The sequence below is a fragment of the Paenibacillus sp. BR1-192 genome (genome assembly GCF_029542445.1).
Taxonomy (GTDB): Bacteria; Bacillota; Bacilli; order Paenibacillales; family Paenibacillaceae; genus Paenibacillus_AQ; species Paenibacillus_AQ lautus_A.
Genome location: NZ_CP120718.1, coordinates 3,723,099 through 3,739,650 on the forward strand (window position 1 = coordinate 3,723,099; position 16,552 = coordinate 3,739,650).

The following is a 16,552-nucleotide window of genomic DNA, read 5'->3' on the forward strand; positions in this document are numbered from 1 at the left end:
TGTTTATATCAGCCTATCGCCATACCGGTATCTGATAACATGACATCTCTTGTATTCAATCTAGCGCCGTTGTCAGACAATCATGCGGTAGTGAAGATGAACAACGCCGCTTGGGAAGTGGCGCACACCGAGCAGCTCGAGCCGCATACAGAGGTTGTCCGGCAATGCTCGTTTACCTCCACCCAAGACGATCGGATTAAGAAGCAGATGACACTCGTCGATCAGTCCCGCTCTCATCGCCTCCCCAGCAAGCTCGGGGCCGCCAATCGTGATATCGGCTCCTGAAGACTCCTTCAGCCTCCGGATCGCTTCAGGATCGAATTCGCGCTCGATCCTAGTCCTGGCGCTTGAAACCGCCAGAAGTGTCCGGGAGAACACGATCTTCTTAGCTGCTCGCCAAATCTGTGCGAATTCCCGTATTACCTCTGGTTGATCACTGGGCTTGGCGCTCGCCGTCTCCCAGTACACCATCGACTCGTACAATCGGCGCCCGTATAGGTAGGTGCCAATCGGCCGCTCGAAGTCAGTCCAGAACGCAAATACCTCGTCATCGGAGATCGTCCACTCGATATTGCCGTGTTCGTCCTCAATGTAACCGTCCAAAGAAACGTTGGCTGCATAGATCAGTTTAGCCATTTCCATAACGCCCTCCAATTTTCAGTTTCCAGCCAGACCAAGTATGTCTTCTGAATTTGCACTCCTTGTGATATAAACGAAGCAGCCGACAAATGTATTATGGCTCGTATAGCAGCGCCAAGCCGCGGTGATCAGCCAGGCAGTATTATCGAACGGGCGTGTAGTGGAGCACGACGACGCCGGAGCCGAAAGGCTTGGTCTCGGTCAGCTTCAGATTCAGTCGATCACGAACTCCTCCCAATAATTGGGGGCCATGTCCGGCAACGATGGGCTGCACCAGAAAGTGATACTCATCCACTAAGCCTAGTTTTGCCAGGGTGGACCCGAGTCCGGGACCGCCGTTAACGACTAGGTTCTTCCCTTCTGCCATAAGTCGCGGCACCTCCTCGGAAACAGGCCCCTTCAACAAGAAAGAGTTCTGCCACGACACGTGATCCAGCGTCCGCGAAAAGACGTACTTGGGTTTCCGATCGAGCTTCCGCGCGAAGTCGACCAAGAACTGAGGTCCGTCGCCGCTGCTGGCAATGGATGGCCAAGCACTTTCCATCAACTGGTAGATTTTACGTCCGAAAAGCAGACCATCCGACTCGTCCATCAAGTCCATCGTATACTGGTGGAGATCCTCATCCGCAATTACCTGCGTGTGGTCACAGCAACCGTCCAGTGTCACATTCATCATCAGGATTATACGTCCCATATGCAACCTCCTTATGCCTACATTTTATCATCCAAAAGCAGGCCATGTTTCTCATAGATTGCTGATATGAACAGTCTGGGCCAGACCGAATACAACTTTAGTAAAATGGAGGATAGTAAATTAAACAATTTTGCCCACTGTCCGGCCTGTCTCCAAAAGAACGTGCGCTTTACGCAGGTTCTCCGCTTTGATCGACTCCAACTTCTGTGCAATGGTCGTCCTATGATACCTTGGCCCACGAGACGTGCGACTTTATTAAGGAGTTTATGCTGCTCTATCATATCGGCTGTCTGATAGGTGGAGCGTGTGAACATGAATACCCAAACAATTCTTGTCAACCGAACCGATCGAATTGCAGAACCAGTTCGTAACGATTCCTTTTTCAGAGTGAAGATCGTTGTTTGATAGGGTACGAAGCCAATCTGTATCTATCATTTCTGAGATACTTTGTATATCCATACGTTTCCTCTTTCCTTAACTATTGAAGAAGTTAACGGAATATATATTATGTTACCATCCAAAAACCCCCAACCCTATATTTCAGTGTTGGAGGTCTTAGCGAATGCAACATATTAACATTTTTGTTTCATTCCATTACATCACTTTTTCTAAAATGGTGATTAATCCTTAACATCTATGCATAATGTAATGATCCAGAAACGTATTTCGAAACTTCCCTATTGGATCGTATCGAAGTAGCAGATGACGGAAATCCGCTAACCGCTCATACCGAGCTTGTATCATTTCCGACTCCATCGTAAACAGTTTCGCCCAATGTGGGCGTGCTCCAAACGGTTCGAGTTCACGTTCTACAAGCGGAAGTAATTGGCGCACGCGCTCCCAATCCGGCTTCCATGTAAAATGAAAACCAACACTGTCTTGCCGGTAGCATGGGCTCATCCAGAAGGTATCCGATGCAATTGTTCGAATCTCGGAGATATAGAGCAGAGGCGCAATTCTATCACGCAGTTTTCCTAGCGCACGCATTGCCTCGATCGCATGACGCCTCGGAACGAAATATTCACTTTGCAGTTCGTTGCCCGCGCTGGGGGTAAATTCCATGCGGAAATGAGGCAACCGTTCATACCATGGTCCAGGAGCGCCCATCTGCTCGCTACAGTTCACCACAGATTGGCCAGTTACCATATGCCGTTTTTCCGGAGCTGGCAAAGCCCCGAAGAAATCGGGAGATATCTCATCCTCCCCGTTTATTCCCACCTTTCGTTTTACCCACACTTGATTGAATATGGGCTCTGCCCAATCCGTAAACAAGCTGACACTGTAAGCGGAAGATAAAATTTCGTCTATGCCGTGATCCAGTGCAGAAAAAGGAAGACGATCATATACGGTCTGACTTACCTGGAACGAGGGTACTAAATCCAGTTTAAGCTTTGTGACGACTCCAAGTCCGCCGAGTCCGACAACCGCCCCATCGAACTCGGGATCTATCCCGCGCGTGAGTACCGTAACTTCTCCATCCGATTTCATTAGCTCGATAGCACGTACAGAAGACGCCAGGCTTGCATTCAGATCGCCCGAGCCGTGCGTGGCTGTCGCCACGGCGCCAGCCACGCTTATGTGCGGCAGCGATGCTAAATTATGCAACGCATAGCCATGATCATTTAAATAGCGGCACAGATCGCCATACCGAATGCCACCCTCGACGGTTACAGTTCCCTGTACACGGTCGAGATCGATTACCCGATTCATCTTTCGAAGCGAAAGATGGCTGCCCCCGGTGTCGGCAATCCCGTTAAAAGAGTGGCGCGAGCCAAGCACGCGAATGCTTGTGCGGCTAACAACTAGGTCCTTAACTTCTGCTAGACTTTTAGGCTCAAGCAACTCCATCGAACAGTAGCGATAATTCCCGGCCCAGTTCAGTTTATCTCCCATATGTACGCTCCTATTTCATATGCTGGTTTTTGTCCTGAATCTATTTGATCATTGGTTTACCTGATTATCCAAATACTCCTCACTTCCGTCAAACGGTACTCATAAACTTTCACGAACAGAGGCTATCGCACCTTTGTGTTGATTTACCATTACCTTACAGGAAAATCAACTTAAAACTAGGTATTCGGCATAGCGCCCCGCTTTCCTGCCCATTAGCATAATGAAATTGCATGGAATCCGTAGTTAGAAACTTATCTGATCGGCAACCGGACGATGTTCTTGTCCTTGGCTCAGGCCAAGAACTTGTACCGAAAAAAAGCCGCTAAATTAGCGACTTTTAATGGGATTATGTTCTTGTGCCCGGCAAAATAGTAATTTCTCATGGTTGTCGAGTAAGCTAGCTTCTGTTCCCTCTTCTATCATCTCAAAATTATTCTTATGATCCTGATTTCTCGATGACATTTCAGGGGTATTGTGGCGATTCATTCAGCGAGCCACATCGATAGTATCCGGGAACTCTGATCTTGTAGTTGCAAGCATGGGCATTTTGTCGTTTCAATTTGATAGCAGTCTGCATATCCACAGCCGAGGTGCCCTCGTCAAGAATAAGAATCGGCATGTTTCGAATCAGCGCTGGCATGCCGGCTATGGCTTTTGGATCATATGCTTTTCCTTGTATTCCTGCGGTGAACAGCCGGTAGCCTTTTTGAAAAAACGAGTAAAAGAGGTTGCGGTTTCGTAGCCCACACGGCGGGCAACTTCACCGATTCGGAGATTCTCGCTATGAAGTAAACGCTTCGCTTGCATAAGACGGGAGGAGTCGATAAACTCCGTCAGATTGTTTCCGGTTTCCTGTTTGTAGATACGGGATAAATATGACGGATTCAAATATACTTGTTCCGCCAATCGCACCAACGACAGGTCTTCATCCAAATGATTCCGAATGAATTCCTGCAAAAAATCGATGATATGATCCGCGCGTTTTTTCTGCTCTACTTTTTGCAAGTCGAACAACACAGACGATAACTCCGTCAAATATAAGGAAGCTTCGCTCCAACTGTCAAAAAAATCGATCCGCATCAGTCTGTTTTGACCCAACTGAGCTTCAATCTTCTCATTGAGTGACCATCGATTGATATAGGACATCAAATACAGGGACACAGTGTAATAAATTTCCTGGGCAAAAGCATTATTTTTCGTGCGAACGTCTCTGATAGGACCAAGAAGCAGCTCCAAGGCTTCAAAATACTTACTCCTTTGTCCTGCCTCCAGATATTGCTCGATAAGCGAAAGATCGTTGGACTTAAGCACCCGCGCAAGCCTTTCTCCTTCGAGATCCTCTTCCTTCAAACCCTGAACATTGCCTGCCTCATCGGGTTCATCATGACTAACCACATCGTCGATCAGAAGAACTGTATTTTCGAGTCCGATCCGGTAATTGAGCAAGTGGTGGAGCGAGTGATACTTATTGGAAACCGATTCCCACCCATCCGCTTGGCTGCCGATTGTAAAGCTGATCGGAAGTCCGATATTTTCCTGGCATGCCGACTGGATGACCTCCAATATTCCTTTAAGGAACGACACAGTTTTATTGAACGTCTGTAGGATCGTCTCCGCATTCTCAGTACCGGTAGCGGACAACGACTCCTTAGGCTGAATAAAAATCACGAATCTGCGACTATCATCCAGCACAATCACAAAATTGACACGGGTCGCTAAGTACCTATGCATGATTTGACGTACGGCATAGATTTGCTGCATCTTCTGCATATAACCGGTAGAGTCGGGGAATTTATCGATCTTGCCCACGACCAGGGCAACCGGCCACTTAACATTCAGCGGGATCGACAATTCTTCGAACTGTGATTGGCTGGCTTGTAACCCGCGGCTGCCTTTTAACATGCCTAGAAGATAATCTTCTTGAAACAAATTCAGCGCAATGTTAATTTGCTCTTTGGCCTCCCGGATCAGATCTTCCGTTTTGATTTCCTGGCGGATTTTTGATACGGTCTCTTCAACCACCTGAATCACTTTGTCGATATTCTCGGTCTTCAGAATATAGCTGACATCCTGATACTGAATCGCTTTGTATACATATCTGAATTCACTGTGCCCTGTCAAGAAAATCACTCTGCACTGAGGCCAGCTTCGAAAAATCTCCTCCATGAGCTGCAGACCGTCAATGTGGGGCATGTCGATATCGGTCAACACGATATCAATTCTTGTACGGTTGAGCCACTCGATGGCTTCTTCTCCCCCATATGCTTTATAGACATCGAGATCCAAATGGTCAAATCCTCGAAAAATTTCATAAAGATGATTCACTATAATCTCTTCGTTATCGACAATCAGGAGTCTGTACATCCCTTACACACTCGCTTTCGGGTCAAGTTGCAGCGTCACCTTCAAGCCGCCCATTGCGCTTCGTTCCAAAATCAGGCCGTGTTCGTCACCATATATCAAGCGAAGCCGGCGATGAATGTTAATCAGACCTGAGGTCTCGATATTGGACGTATCGTAAAGGAGCTTTTGGAGCGCGGATAATTTGGACTCCGACAGATCCGTTCCGTTGTCCTCTACGATTATACGCAATGCGTGGTCGTCCTGCTGAAAGCGCATTGTGATCAAGCCTTTGACTTTGGTTTGTTCCACAGCATATTTGAATGCATTTTCAAGAATCGGTTGAAGAATCAATCTAGGCACCTGAATTTCCTTGACCTCATCCGGAAGATCTTCAAATTGGATCGTCAGCCGGCTTGGAAAACGCATGAACTGGATCTCGCTATAGGTCCGTGCGTGCTCCACTTCCTCACGCAGCGGCAAAAAATCCGAAGCATTTCTTGTAATAAACTGAAAATAATCGCCCAGCAGCTTAGTAAACGGGATTAAATTATCGTCCCCTAGTTTGGCCATCGTGTTAATCAAAAACAAACTGTTATATAAAAAATGAGGACTAATTTGCGATTGCAATTGCTTTAGCTCCGCTCTCTGGTTTAGAATTTTCTGCTTGTATACCTGCTCGATCAAAGCAGATACGTTCTGTACCATGGAATTAAAGCCTTGATAAAGATAACCGAACTCGTTTTTGCTGTTTACGTGGATCGAAACGTTAAAATTTCCGCTCTCGACGTGTCGGAACGATCCGACAAGCTTACGCATGGGCTTGTGAATTAAGTTATAGGTGTAGATAGAGTAAAACAACATAATCATTGCGCCTGCACCGGTGAATACCCACAGCCAGATATAAAAATCCTGCAACGGCACAAAGATGAGCTCTTGGGGAATATAACGCAGTAAGAGCATATTCAAATATTCCGATTTGACAGACACCACATACATTTTCTGACCGTTTATGTTGCTGTATGTGACGTTCCCGTTCTTCAGTTCATGGTAGTTTCCCGCCAAATCTTGTAAGCGTACATTTGCATCGTTACCTTTGCCGCTAATGACGATGTCGTGCGTGAGATCAATTAAAAAGGATCCGCTGTTGTCGTAGGTATGAAACTGGCCCAACGCCTCTTGAAACGCCGCCGTATCCAGTTCAATCTCGATCATGTACTTTTGAGGCAAGCCGGCATTTCCGGAATGAAGAGTGGTTATGTAAAGATTATTCTTGTATTGTACCAGCTGCGCGCCAGTTTCCCCCGCCGGAACGCGAATCTGATCGAATTTGTCCATATCGATCGGACTTACGGTAGCCGTGGAGGAAATGGTTTTTTGAATCGGTAATATGTGTGCGCTTACATTCGAGGTGTAGGAGCTGCTGTTATGAATAGTGACGAGACGCTGATGGAGCTTTCGCATGCTTTCCATGATTTCATACTCGTCCATGATGGAATAACGTACCGCGAGCTTGCCCAGGTATTCATCAGTCAAGCTTTCGTGTTGCAAAATTTTAATGCGTTCGATCTCCTCCTCCAGGCTGGTAAGGTAGAACGAAACCTGTGCGGTCGAAGAATTAATAATTTCATTTTTTACGGTGTTCAAGCTCCAATTGTACAAATAGATGCCCAAGAAAATAATTAGGACGATCGCCAATAAGAAGGACGCGATCAATCGTGCGAAAATGCTGTTCTTGATCTGCCCTCCCTCCCTTATTCACGATTATTATTGCGGGAAACGAGGTCGGCCTTTCGTGTTTATCCTTTCACGCTCCCGAGTACAATTCCTTTGACAAAGAAACGCTGCAGGAACGGATACACGCAGATGATCGGCAGAGCTCCAAGGAAAATCTGGGCCGAACGCAGCGTCTTATCCGAAATGTCCGCCATGAGCTTGGCCTCTTCCGGCGTCATCGTGGCTAACGAGCGCTGAACGACGATCGTCTGAATGTAGCTCTGGATCGGGTAATGGCTGGGATCGTTCATATAGATTAACCCATCGAACCAGCTGTTCCAGTGCGTGACCAGTGAAAATAGCAGAATGGTCGCAAGAGCCGGCAAGGATACCGGAACGTAAATCTGCCACAGCGTTCGCCAATGTCCGGCACCATCGATAAACGCGGCCTCACTCAGTTCCTTTGGCACTGCTCGAAAAAAATTCAACAGCAAAATGACACTGAATACAGGAATTGCAGTTGGGAAGACCAGCGCCCAGATCGTGTCGATCAACCCGAGCTGCTTGACAACCATATACGTCGGAATTAATCCGGCCCCAAATATCATTGTAATAAAAAAGGCCCATGAATAAAAGGTGCGCAGCCGGAATTCTCCCTTTTCTTTCGAAAGCGGATATGCGACTGTAGCGATCAAAACGAGATTCAGCGTCCCTCCCAATGCGATGCGTTCCAAGGAAACGAGCATCGATTGCCAAAAGGCTGAACGATGTGCGACAAATTCATAGGATTTCAACGTAAATTCCTTCGGCCACAAGGTTACGGTTCCTGTTGCAGCGACAGCGCTGGAGCTTAATGACACGGCCAGGATGTGTATCATCGGAATCAAACACAGCATTCCGACTGCGATCAAGAATATACTATTGCACACAACAAACCAATCCAGCCTCTTTTTTACAGGCATATCGGTCCCTCCTTAGAAAATCCTGTAGTCCGCAACTTTATACGCGATGTAATAGGAGACGGACACGAGAACAAGCGCGATAACGGACTTGAATAATCCTACTGCGGTTGCAACCCCGAATTGCGCATCCAGCAGTCCGATGCGGTACACGAAGGTATCGAGAATATCCCCGCTTTCATATACCATCGGGCTGTACATGTTAAAAATCTGGTCAAATCCGGCATTCAGCAAATTCCCCAAATTAAGAACCATAAGCAATACGATAACCATCTGCATCCCCGGCAGCGTCACGTGAAGCGTCTGCCTCCAACGGCTCGCTCCGTCGATTTGCGCCGCTTCGTACAGGTTCGGGTTGATGCTTGTAAGCGCGGCCAGATAGATGATGGTTCCGTATCCAAACTCTTTCCATACGTCTGTCAAAATCATGGTGTTTGGGAACCACCGATTGTCCCCAAGGAAAAAGATCGGTTCAATCCCGAACGATTGAAGCGCCCGGTTGACCAAGCCGTCATTCGGTGACAGAATTTCGATAAAGATTCCGCCCAATACTACCCAGGATAAAAAATGGGGCAAGTAAATCGCGGTCTGCACTCCTCTCTTCAATGCCATATGCCGGACCTCGTTTAATAGAATCGCAATCACAATGGGCACAAGCAGTCCTAGAATGACTTTCATCATCGCGATATAAAACGTATTCCACATGATGTTATCGAAGTTGGGCAGGTTCATTACATATTCGAAGTTGCGCAGACCAATCCAGTCCTGATCGCCGAACAAACCTTTCGCCGGTATAAACTTTTGGAACGCAATAATGATTCCGCCAATGGGAAGGTAATTGAATACCAGCAAAAAAAGAAAACCCGGCAAAATCATTACATGCAGAGGCAATTCCCTTTTCCAGCTTCTTTTTTGCATAATAAATCACCCGTTTCTTAAGATGAGAATGAGGAAGGGAAAGGATGCCCTTGTTCAATGCAGCATCCTTTATCATGGTCCTAGGTACTTATTTTACAGATGCGTACCACTCATTGACTTCTTTGGTCATATCGGCTCCCCCAAGCGTATTCCAGTTCTCTACGAACTTGTCGAACTCATCAATCGAAGTGGCGCCCATAATGATTTTGACAAATACCTCGGTTTCCAGCGCTTTTAGTGTAGACTGCTTTTCCGCCATCGTTTGGGTAGGCGGTCCGGCAAACGCCTCAAGCATGAAATGGTCGTTCTCCAGGTACTTCACGCTATGCTGGAACACGCCGTCTTCCCCATAAATTTTAGGCCATCCCCATAAAGTGGTTTCTCCATTGTTGAAGGCTTCCATATTTTTCTGAATCGACAGTGCCTCGCCGGTTAGCTGATCCAAGGTTTTATTCTTACGCGCCTCCTCGATTTCCTGGAACGCATTCACGTTTTTAAATGGCGGGTAAGGTTGTACCGGCGAATATTTCCACACGCCTACGCTGTCATTGGCGGAGGGCATATAATAATAATCGAAATCTCCGCTTTCTCCCCAGTTCAACTCAATGTGCAAATTAAACATTTTCACCAGGGCTTCCGGATTGGAAAATCCTTTTCTGACGACCCAGAACTCCGATGCGGCAAATTTCTGCGGTGACAGCACCGGTTCCCCGTCCACCGAAACCAAGGCGTAGCCTTTCCAATCAGCACCCGGATCGTTCTGATAGTTGCTGATGAGCGGGTACATCGGATTCCATTGTTGCCCGAACTCCATGCCCACCTTGCCGGCGGCTATCGTCTCAGCCACCTTGCCGCCGTCCTTAACTCCGAATTCCTTGTCGATTTCACCGGCTTTATACATTGAAGACAGCGCTTTCAATCCCTCCTTTACTTCAGGAAGCGTACTGCCCCAAACCAGATTTCCCGATCCGTCATCGATCCACATGTTCGGGTACGCGTGGTAGCCGGCAAAAAAACCTTCCAGCCCCATGGCTCCGCCGTACAGATCCTTCGTAATTGCTAGACCGTAGGTGTCGTTGACCCCGTTCCCGTCCGGGTCCTGCGTGGTAAACGCTTTACTGATTGCAATCACATCATCCATCGTTTTGGGCTCTGAAAGCCCGAGTTTCTCTAACCAGTCGGCACGAAGCCAGATAAATACGCCGTCTCCGTATACCTCCGGCGGACCAAGGCCCATCATCTTACCATCAACCGTAGCGGCCTGGAGGACCGCAGGCCCTTGCACCGCGTACAGCTCCTTCATTTGGTCAGAAGCATATTCGTCCCAGTACGGTGTGAGATCCTCGATCATATCTGCTTCAGCCATCTGTTTCATTTGTGCCGCTGTGACTCGGATCATGTCCGGAATATCCCCAGATGTTAACGTTACGTTAACCTTTTGGGTATATGCATCCCCGCCGCTGACCGTCCAATCGTATTTTACGTTGATTCCCAGTTTTTCCGAGAACGCTTTCAACCAGCGGTTGTCTTCCACTGTTTCGCCAGGTGTTTTGGGTATGATGTTATCCTGCATATCGTTGTCTACATCGCGGGCAAATCGAATCGTAAGCGGTTCTTCATATTTGCCGAAAGGTCCTTCCGCTGCGATGGCTCCCCCTTCAGATGATTTGCCTGAACTGCTTCCTGAAGGATTGGATGACTGTTGATTGTTTGAGTCGGAACTACATGCGGTGATCAATCCTGTTAAAAGTATTGTCGCTAAGATGAGGACGACTTTCGGGTAAACCCTTCGTTTCATGCTAATAACCCCCTTGAATTCGTTTTTGCCTTGAATCACGTTTCATTTTAACCCTGAAAATTAGGAATGAATACAGGCGAGCTGTTACATTTCTAACATTTGTTTACTCTTTTGTCTCACCCCATGCTCGCAGTTTTCAACAAGTTTATCATTTCTTTACGACCTCGTTTGGGGAGCATGAAATCGGGTTGAACCGTTAAAATGAAAGCGCTATAATGGAACATCGCAAGGAAGTTCACAGGTCTAGCAAATATAATTTTTCCGAATGGAGAGGAAGGCTATGGCGTTACTGTTCATCGATTCAGGGCGGAAGTACGGAAAAATCAACAAAAATGTTTACGGGCATTTTTCAGAGCATTTGGGACGAGGTATTTATGGCAGCATTTATGTCGACGAAAACAGCCCCATTCCCAATATCCGCGGGATACGCACCGACGTTGTCGAGGCATTGCGGCATATCCGGGTGCCGGTGCTGCGCTGGCCCGGCGGATGCTTCGCTGAATATTACAATTGGAAAGACGGCGTAGGTGCCGAGCGCAAGCGCATCGTGAATGCAGGCTGGGGCGGCGTCGTGGAGGACAATTCATTCGGCACCCACGAGTTTTTGGATCTATGCGAGCAGATCGGCTGCTCGGCTTATATCGCCGCCAACGTCGGCTCCGGTACCCCTAGAGAAATGAGCGAATGGATTGAATACATGACCTTTGACGGAGACTCGCCAATGGCGAACTGGAGGCGCCAGAACGGCAGGCACGAGCCGTGGAAGGTTGAATATGTCGGCATCGGAAATGAGAATTGGGGATGCGGCGGGCACATGCGGCCGGAATATTATGCCGATGTGTACAAGCAATTCAACACTTATGTTCGCAATTACAGCAATCATCGGATTTTCAGGGTTGCTTGCGGTGCCGACGGCAACGATTATGCCTGGACGGAAACCTTGATGCGCGAAGCGGGCACAAATATGGATGGATTGTCTCTGCATTATTACACCATGCCGGGATATTACAAATCTGACGAATATCCCGAGGAGCGCAAAGGTCCGGCTCTGGAGTTCGACAAGGCGACCTATTATCGCACCCTGCGCCGAGCGTTGTATATGGATGAATTAATTACCCGGCATAAACATGTCATGGATCGCTACGACCCCAAAGGGAAGGTGTCGATCATTATCGACGAGTGGGGAACCTGGCACGAGGCGGAGCCTGGGACTCACCCGGCATTCTTGTTTCAGCAAAATGCGATGCGAGACGCCATTGTCGCCGGAGTGTCCCTGAATATATTTAACGCCCACAGCGATCGGGTTCAGATGGCCAATCTGGCACAGCTGGTCAATGTGCTCCAATCGGTCATCCTGACGGAAGGCGAGGATATGGTGCTCACACCGACGTACCATGTATTCGATCTCTATAAAGGACATCAAGATTCGACACGGATCGAAAGCTATATACAACCGCAGCTGACGGGGACAACCGAAGCCGAGGTGCCGGCTCTGCACGTCAGCGCATCGAAACGGGCGGACGGCCGCGTTCACGCGACAGTAGTGAACTTGTCCGCAGATGAGTCCCAGCAGCTCCTTTGCGTGTTAGATGGCCAAGCGTTTTCCTCTGCCGAAGTTCGTTACATTTCTGGGACCATGACGAGCCACAACGCGTTCGGACGTCCCCCGCAAGTCGAAATAAAAAAGATGCCGGTTATTCCAATTAAGGACAACCGTTTGGATATGCACCTTCCCGCCTGCTGCGTTGCTGAAATCGTGTTGTCTTAATGCACCCAGGCTAGCTAGTGGCCGAGTTCGTTAATTTGTCGATAGCTTCACTTTCCCTACAGATGAAGCCGGATGGCTTTTTGCTTGAGTCTTCTGAAAATGCTTGAATTTTGTTCTTTATTTGCATCATTAAATGCACCCCTAGAAATCATCGGAATAGCCAGGAGATTCCAATGTCTATTCTAAGGGGTGCACTTAATGGTCTGATACCGCTTTTGCCATTCACATTTCTTTATATACAAAATAATCAAAATCAGCGTGTTTGCGGGTCCCGCCAAGATCCTGCACGCAAAGACCGATGTAGGTTCCCGTAAACCGGATATATTCAGGAGATTCATCCGACAGATGCGTGATATCGAACCATCCGCCTGCCGGGTGCCAGGACGGATCATCCTGTAACGCATAGTAGAAGCAGGCACGGTCATGATCAACCACAACCTTTAACCGGATTCCGTTCACCGATTTCAGCGGAATATCCTCCAGCAGCTCATCGTAAACCCCGTATCTGGACTGAATGATTCCCAGGCACCATCCTTTCTCTTCGTGATAAGTTACCCGTAAATAAAGATAGTCTTTCGTATCGTAATACAGAATCAGCCCTGCCATTTGCTGCGGATGGTCCGGTGCAAACTCCAGACAAGTCTCGGCTTCGCACGCAAAAGCCTGCAGTCTTCGGGCGACCATGCTCTGCCTGTGCGTCGAGCTCATCGACTCCATGCCGCGCAGGCGCAAGTAACCGGGACGTTCCGTAAGGCTCAGCCACGTCGGATCCGGCGGAATACGAAGCGTATCCCAATCGCTCCGGAGCATGGGTTGATCAAAGTGGTCCATCTCCGGTGCCGGTTCAAAAGGATGCGGCTTGATTTTCGGTGCAGGCACCTGAAACTCGGGATATCGGTCACCGTTCGCAAGCCGCAGCCAGCCGTCCTCGCTCCAAGTGCACTGCTGCAGCGCCGTCTCACGGCCAAGCGTGCAAAATTGTCCTTTGACGGGCCGGCCGACCAGGTGGGCCAAGTACCATTCGCCGGTGTGCGTCTCGACGAGACTGCCGTGACCGGCCTTCTGGAGCATTAAATCCGGCCTGCCGTATGAAGTAAGGATCGGATTGGCAGGATCGACCTCATAAGGTCCCTGTAACGTGCGGGAGCGTGCTACCGTCACCGCATGCTCGTAACCGGTTCCCCCTTCAGCCGTTATTAAATAATAAAAATCCTTATATTTGTACAGATGCGGCGCTTCCGTCAGCCCTAATTCCGTGCCCTTGAATATGTTCACGGCGGGCCCGATCAGTTTTTGTTCCTGAACGGAATATTCCTGGAACACGATGCCCGAGAACCGGTTATTTCCCTTACGGTGATCCCAAATCATATTGACCAGCCACTTGCGTCCGTCCTCATCATGAAATAAGGATGGATCGAATCCGCTGCTGTTCAAATACACCGGCTCGGACCACGGGCCTTCGATATCCGTTGCCGTCACAAGGTAATTATGGGTATCTTTAAAAGCGCCGACCCGGCTTTTGACATCCGTGTAAATCAGGTAAAATACGCCGTTGTCATAGCTAAGGCAGGGAGCCCATACTCCTCCGGAATCGATGTTGCCTTCCATATGCAGCTGCGATATCCGGGTCAGCGGAGATTGTATCGTCTTCCAATGAACCAGGTCCCGGGAATGGTGAATCCGTACGCCCGGGAACCATTCGAAGGTGGACGTGGCGATATAATAATCTTCCCCCGCCCGGCATATGGACGGATCGGGATGAAAACCGCGAAGAACGGGGTTCGTGATCATATTCATTTAAGTTCCCTCCGGTATGAAAATGATGATTGTACAAAATGGTTGATTTCAGTGCCAGCCCAGTACTTTTTTGCCGACTTCCAGAGCGGTTATGATCCGTTCCACGTCGTACACATTCCCTCTCCATGTCCCTCCGCTGACGGACTGCAGCGCAGCCCACAGCCTGGTGTCATCCGGCAGAGCTTCATCCGGCCGCATATCCGGATGGAAGGGCCTCTGTGCAAGGATGAGAGCTCCCTCCTCCGGCGAAACCTCGATTTCCCCTTCACCGACAAAGTTCAAGCTGCCTTCCAGCGTGTTGCGATCCACGACGATATCGATCAAGTCACCGTTCCGAAGCTTGCCGATCGGCCCGCCTGCCAGTGCTTCGGGGCCAACGTGGCCAATGCACGCCCCGGTGGAAACACCGGAAAACCGGGCATCGGTAATGAGCGATACGTATTTGCCGAAAGACAAATGCTTCAGCGCAGACGTAAGTTGGTAAGTCTCCTCCATCCCGGTCCCTGACGGCCCCCGCCCGAGAAGTACGACGACGTCGCCTGCCAGAACACCGCCGTTCTTAATTGCACGGATCGCTTCGCGTTCGGTTGTAAACACTTTTGCTCTTCCTTTGTGACGATACACGCCATGGTTATCCAGTACCGTAGGGTCGATCGATGTGGATTTGATCACAGAGCCCTCCGGAGCGATATTCCCTGTTGGAAATGTCACGGTAGAGGTAATGCCAAGACGCTGCGAGTACTCAACGCTCATAATGACACTGTCCGGATCTATCCCGTCCTTCTCCTTCAGCTGCTTCCGCAGCAGATGACGGCGTTCCGACGATTCCCACCAGTCGAGAACCTCGCTCAGCGTCGTACCTGTTACGGTAAGCACGGACTCATCCAGTACGCCAAGCTGCCTGAGGTGAAGCATCACTTCGGGCACGCCTCCAGCCTGAAACACCCGAATGGTCGGGTGGAAGATCGGGCCGTTCGGCAGGGCGCTGACCAGTCTCGGCACATGTTTGTTGACCTGGATCCAGTCCTGCACCTCAGGCACGGTTAAACCGGCTGCATGGGCAATGGCGGGAATGTGCAGCAGCAGGTTGGTAGAGCCGCCGAATGCGGCATGAACAGCCATCGCATTGCGAATCGCCGCATCGGTGACAACGTCCGCCATTCTCAGCCCATCGGACTCCATCGCCATCAGTGCGCGTGAGGATTGGCGCGCCATTTCGATCCAGATCGGCTGCCCGGAAGGTGCAAGTGCGGCATGCGGCACCGTCATGCCCATCGCCTCGGCGACGACCTGGGCCGTTGCCGCCGTGCCCAGGAACTGGCAGCCTCCCCCCGGTGTAGCACATGCCCGGCAGCCGAGCTCCGCCGCCGCTTCCAGGGAGAGCTCGCCGCTGACGTACCGTGCGCCGATCGTCTGAATTTTGCCGGCGTCCTCTCCATCGACAGGCGGAAGGGTGACGCCACCGGGAACGATAACACCTGGCAGCTGCGGCATGCCTGCAAGCGCAAGCATCATCGCCGGCAGACCTTTGTCACAAGTGGCGACGCCGATCACGCCTTTGCGCGTCGGCAGGGAGCGAATCAATCTGCGGAACACGAGAGCGGCATCGTTTCGGTACGGCAGCGAGTCAAACATGCCTGTCGTTCCCTGTGATCTGCCGTCGCAAGGGTCGCTGACATATCCGGCAAACGGGATCCCTCCGCGGCTTGATATCTCTTCCGCCGCAGCCTTCATCAGCAGGCCGACCTCCCAATGGCCCGTATGATAGCCGAGGGCTGCAGGACTGCCGTCCTCATTGCGAATTCCGCCCTGGGTGCTCAGGATCAGAAACTGTTTTCCGTTCAATTCCCCAGGCTTCCAGCCCATTCCGACATTCTGGGACATGCCGAACAAGTCGCCGCTCGGAGCGTTCCGCAGCAAGTTATCCGTTAAAGGCAGCCGTCCCGCCGCCCCCGGAGCATGTGCTTTAATATCGAAACGGCTTGAGTCCATCTCTCCCATTATCGACATAATCTGTTCGTGCATGGCAC

Annotated in this window: 11 protein-coding genes and 1 pseudogene; 1 reads left to right on the forward strand and 11 read right to left on the reverse strand. The window is 49.7% G+C overall.

All coding sequences use genetic code 11. From position 1 onward, the window contains the following. Nucleotides 1–72: 72 nt before the first annotated feature. The 9 genes and pseudogenes from P0X86_RS16565 to P0X86_RS16605 all read right to left on the reverse strand — a co-directional run bounded on the left by P0X86_RS16565 (nucleotide 73) and on the right by P0X86_RS16605 (nucleotide 10,957). Complete coding sequence (locus tag P0X86_RS16565; RefSeq protein ID WP_277745903.1) at nucleotides 73–654, reverse strand: dihydrofolate reductase family protein; 582 nt, start codon at nucleotides 652–654, stop codon at nucleotides 73–75. Nucleotides 655–781: 127 nt separating this feature from the next. Then, on the reverse strand, nucleotides 782–1,333 hold the full coding sequence (locus P0X86_RS16570) for a dihydrofolate reductase family protein (RefSeq protein WP_277745904.1): 552 nt from the start codon (nucleotides 1,331–1,333) through the stop codon (nucleotides 782–784). 120 nt (nucleotides 1,334–1,453) lie between these two features. Then, nucleotides 1,454–1,659, reverse strand: a pseudogene (locus P0X86_RS16575) (zinc-binding dehydrogenase); the annotation flags it as partial. Between the two features lie 301 nt (nucleotides 1,660–1,960). Further along, nucleotides 1,961–3,226, reverse strand: coding sequence for an FAD-binding protein (locus tag P0X86_RS16580; protein ID WP_277745905.1), 1,266 nt, complete (start codon nucleotides 3,224–3,226; stop codon nucleotides 1,961–1,963). A 645-nt stretch (nucleotides 3,227–3,871) separates the two neighbouring features. Further along, complete coding sequence (locus P0X86_RS16585) at nucleotides 3,872–5,590, reverse strand: response regulator transcription factor (RefSeq protein ID WP_277745906.1); 1,719 nt, start codon at nucleotides 5,588–5,590, stop codon at nucleotides 3,872–3,874. Between the two features lie 3 nt (nucleotides 5,591–5,593). After that, nucleotides 5,594–7,213: a sensor histidine kinase gene (locus tag P0X86_RS16590; protein WP_249732721.1), complete on the reverse strand. Its 1,620-nt coding sequence runs from the start codon at nucleotides 7,211–7,213 to the stop codon at nucleotides 5,594–5,596. Nucleotides 7,214–7,365: 152 nt separating this feature from the next. Beyond that, entirely contained in the window at nucleotides 7,366–8,244 is an 879-nt protein-coding gene (locus P0X86_RS16595) for a carbohydrate ABC transporter permease (protein ID WP_015735497.1), read from the reverse strand. Nucleotides 8,245–8,256: 12 nt separating this feature from the next. Then, entirely contained in the window at nucleotides 8,257–9,159 is a 903-nt protein-coding gene (locus P0X86_RS16600) for an ABC transporter permease (protein ID WP_015735498.1), read from the reverse strand. Nucleotides 9,160–9,247: 88 nt separating this feature from the next. Continuing rightward, nucleotides 9,248–10,957 (reverse strand): extracellular solute-binding protein, encoded by a 1,710-nt coding sequence (locus tag P0X86_RS16605; RefSeq protein WP_277745907.1) that lies wholly within the window; start codon nucleotides 10,955–10,957, stop codon nucleotides 9,248–9,250. A gap of 280 nt (nucleotides 10,958–11,237) precedes the next feature. Between P0X86_RS16605 and P0X86_RS16610 the strand changes: the two genes are divergently transcribed. Further along, nucleotides 11,238–12,725, forward strand: coding sequence for an alpha-N-arabinofuranosidase (locus P0X86_RS16610; protein WP_213578719.1), 1,488 nt, complete (start codon nucleotides 11,238–11,240; stop codon nucleotides 12,723–12,725). A gap of 222 nt (nucleotides 12,726–12,947) precedes the next feature. Here P0X86_RS16610 and P0X86_RS16615 read toward each other — a convergent pair whose 3' ends face one another. Next, nucleotides 12,948–14,522 (reverse strand): glycoside hydrolase family 43 protein, encoded by a 1,575-nt coding sequence (locus tag P0X86_RS16615; protein ID WP_277745908.1) that lies wholly within the window; start codon nucleotides 14,520–14,522, stop codon nucleotides 12,948–12,950. A gap of 48 nt (nucleotides 14,523–14,570) precedes the next feature. Further along, on the reverse strand, nucleotides 14,571–16,547 hold the full coding sequence (locus tag P0X86_RS16620) for a YjhG/YagF family D-xylonate dehydratase (RefSeq protein ID WP_277745909.1): 1,977 nt from the start codon (nucleotides 16,545–16,547) through the stop codon (nucleotides 14,571–14,573). Between the last annotated feature and the right edge of the window lie 5 nt (nucleotides 16,548–16,552).

Excerpts from the sequence above, each read along its gene's own strand:
- P0X86_RS16570 (WP_277745904.1), bottom strand. The coding sequence starts at position 1,333 with ATGGGACGTATAATCCTGATGATGAATGTGACACTGGACGGTTGCTGT.
- P0X86_RS16580 (WP_277745905.1), bottom strand. The coding sequence starts at position 3,226 with ATGGGAGATAAACTGAACTGGGCCGGGAATTATCGCTACTGTTCGATG.
- P0X86_RS16585 (WP_277745906.1), bottom strand. The coding sequence starts at position 5,590 with ATGTACAGACTCCTGATTGTCGATAACGAAGAGATTATAGTGAATCAT.
- P0X86_RS16595 (WP_015735497.1), bottom strand. The coding sequence starts at position 8,244 with ATGCCTGTAAAAAAGAGGCTGGATTGGTTTGTTGTGTGCAATAGTATA.
- P0X86_RS16600 (WP_015735498.1), bottom strand. The coding sequence starts at position 9,159 with ATGCAAAAAAGAAGCTGGAAAAGGGAATTGCCTCTGCATGTAATGATT.
- P0X86_RS16605 (WP_277745907.1), bottom strand. The coding sequence starts at position 10,957 with ATGAAACGAAGGGTTTACCCGAAAGTCGTCCTCATCTTAGCGACAATA.
- P0X86_RS16610 (WP_213578719.1), top strand. The coding sequence starts at position 11,238 with ATGGCGTTACTGTTCATCGATTCAGGGCGGAAGTACGGAAAAATCAAC.
- P0X86_RS16615 (WP_277745908.1), bottom strand. The coding sequence starts at position 14,522 with ATGAATATGATCACGAACCCCGTTCTTCGCGGTTTTCATCCCGATCCG.
- P0X86_RS16620 (WP_277745909.1), bottom strand. The coding sequence starts at position 16,547 with ATGCACGAACAGATTATGTCGATAATGGGAGAGATGGACTCAAGCCGT.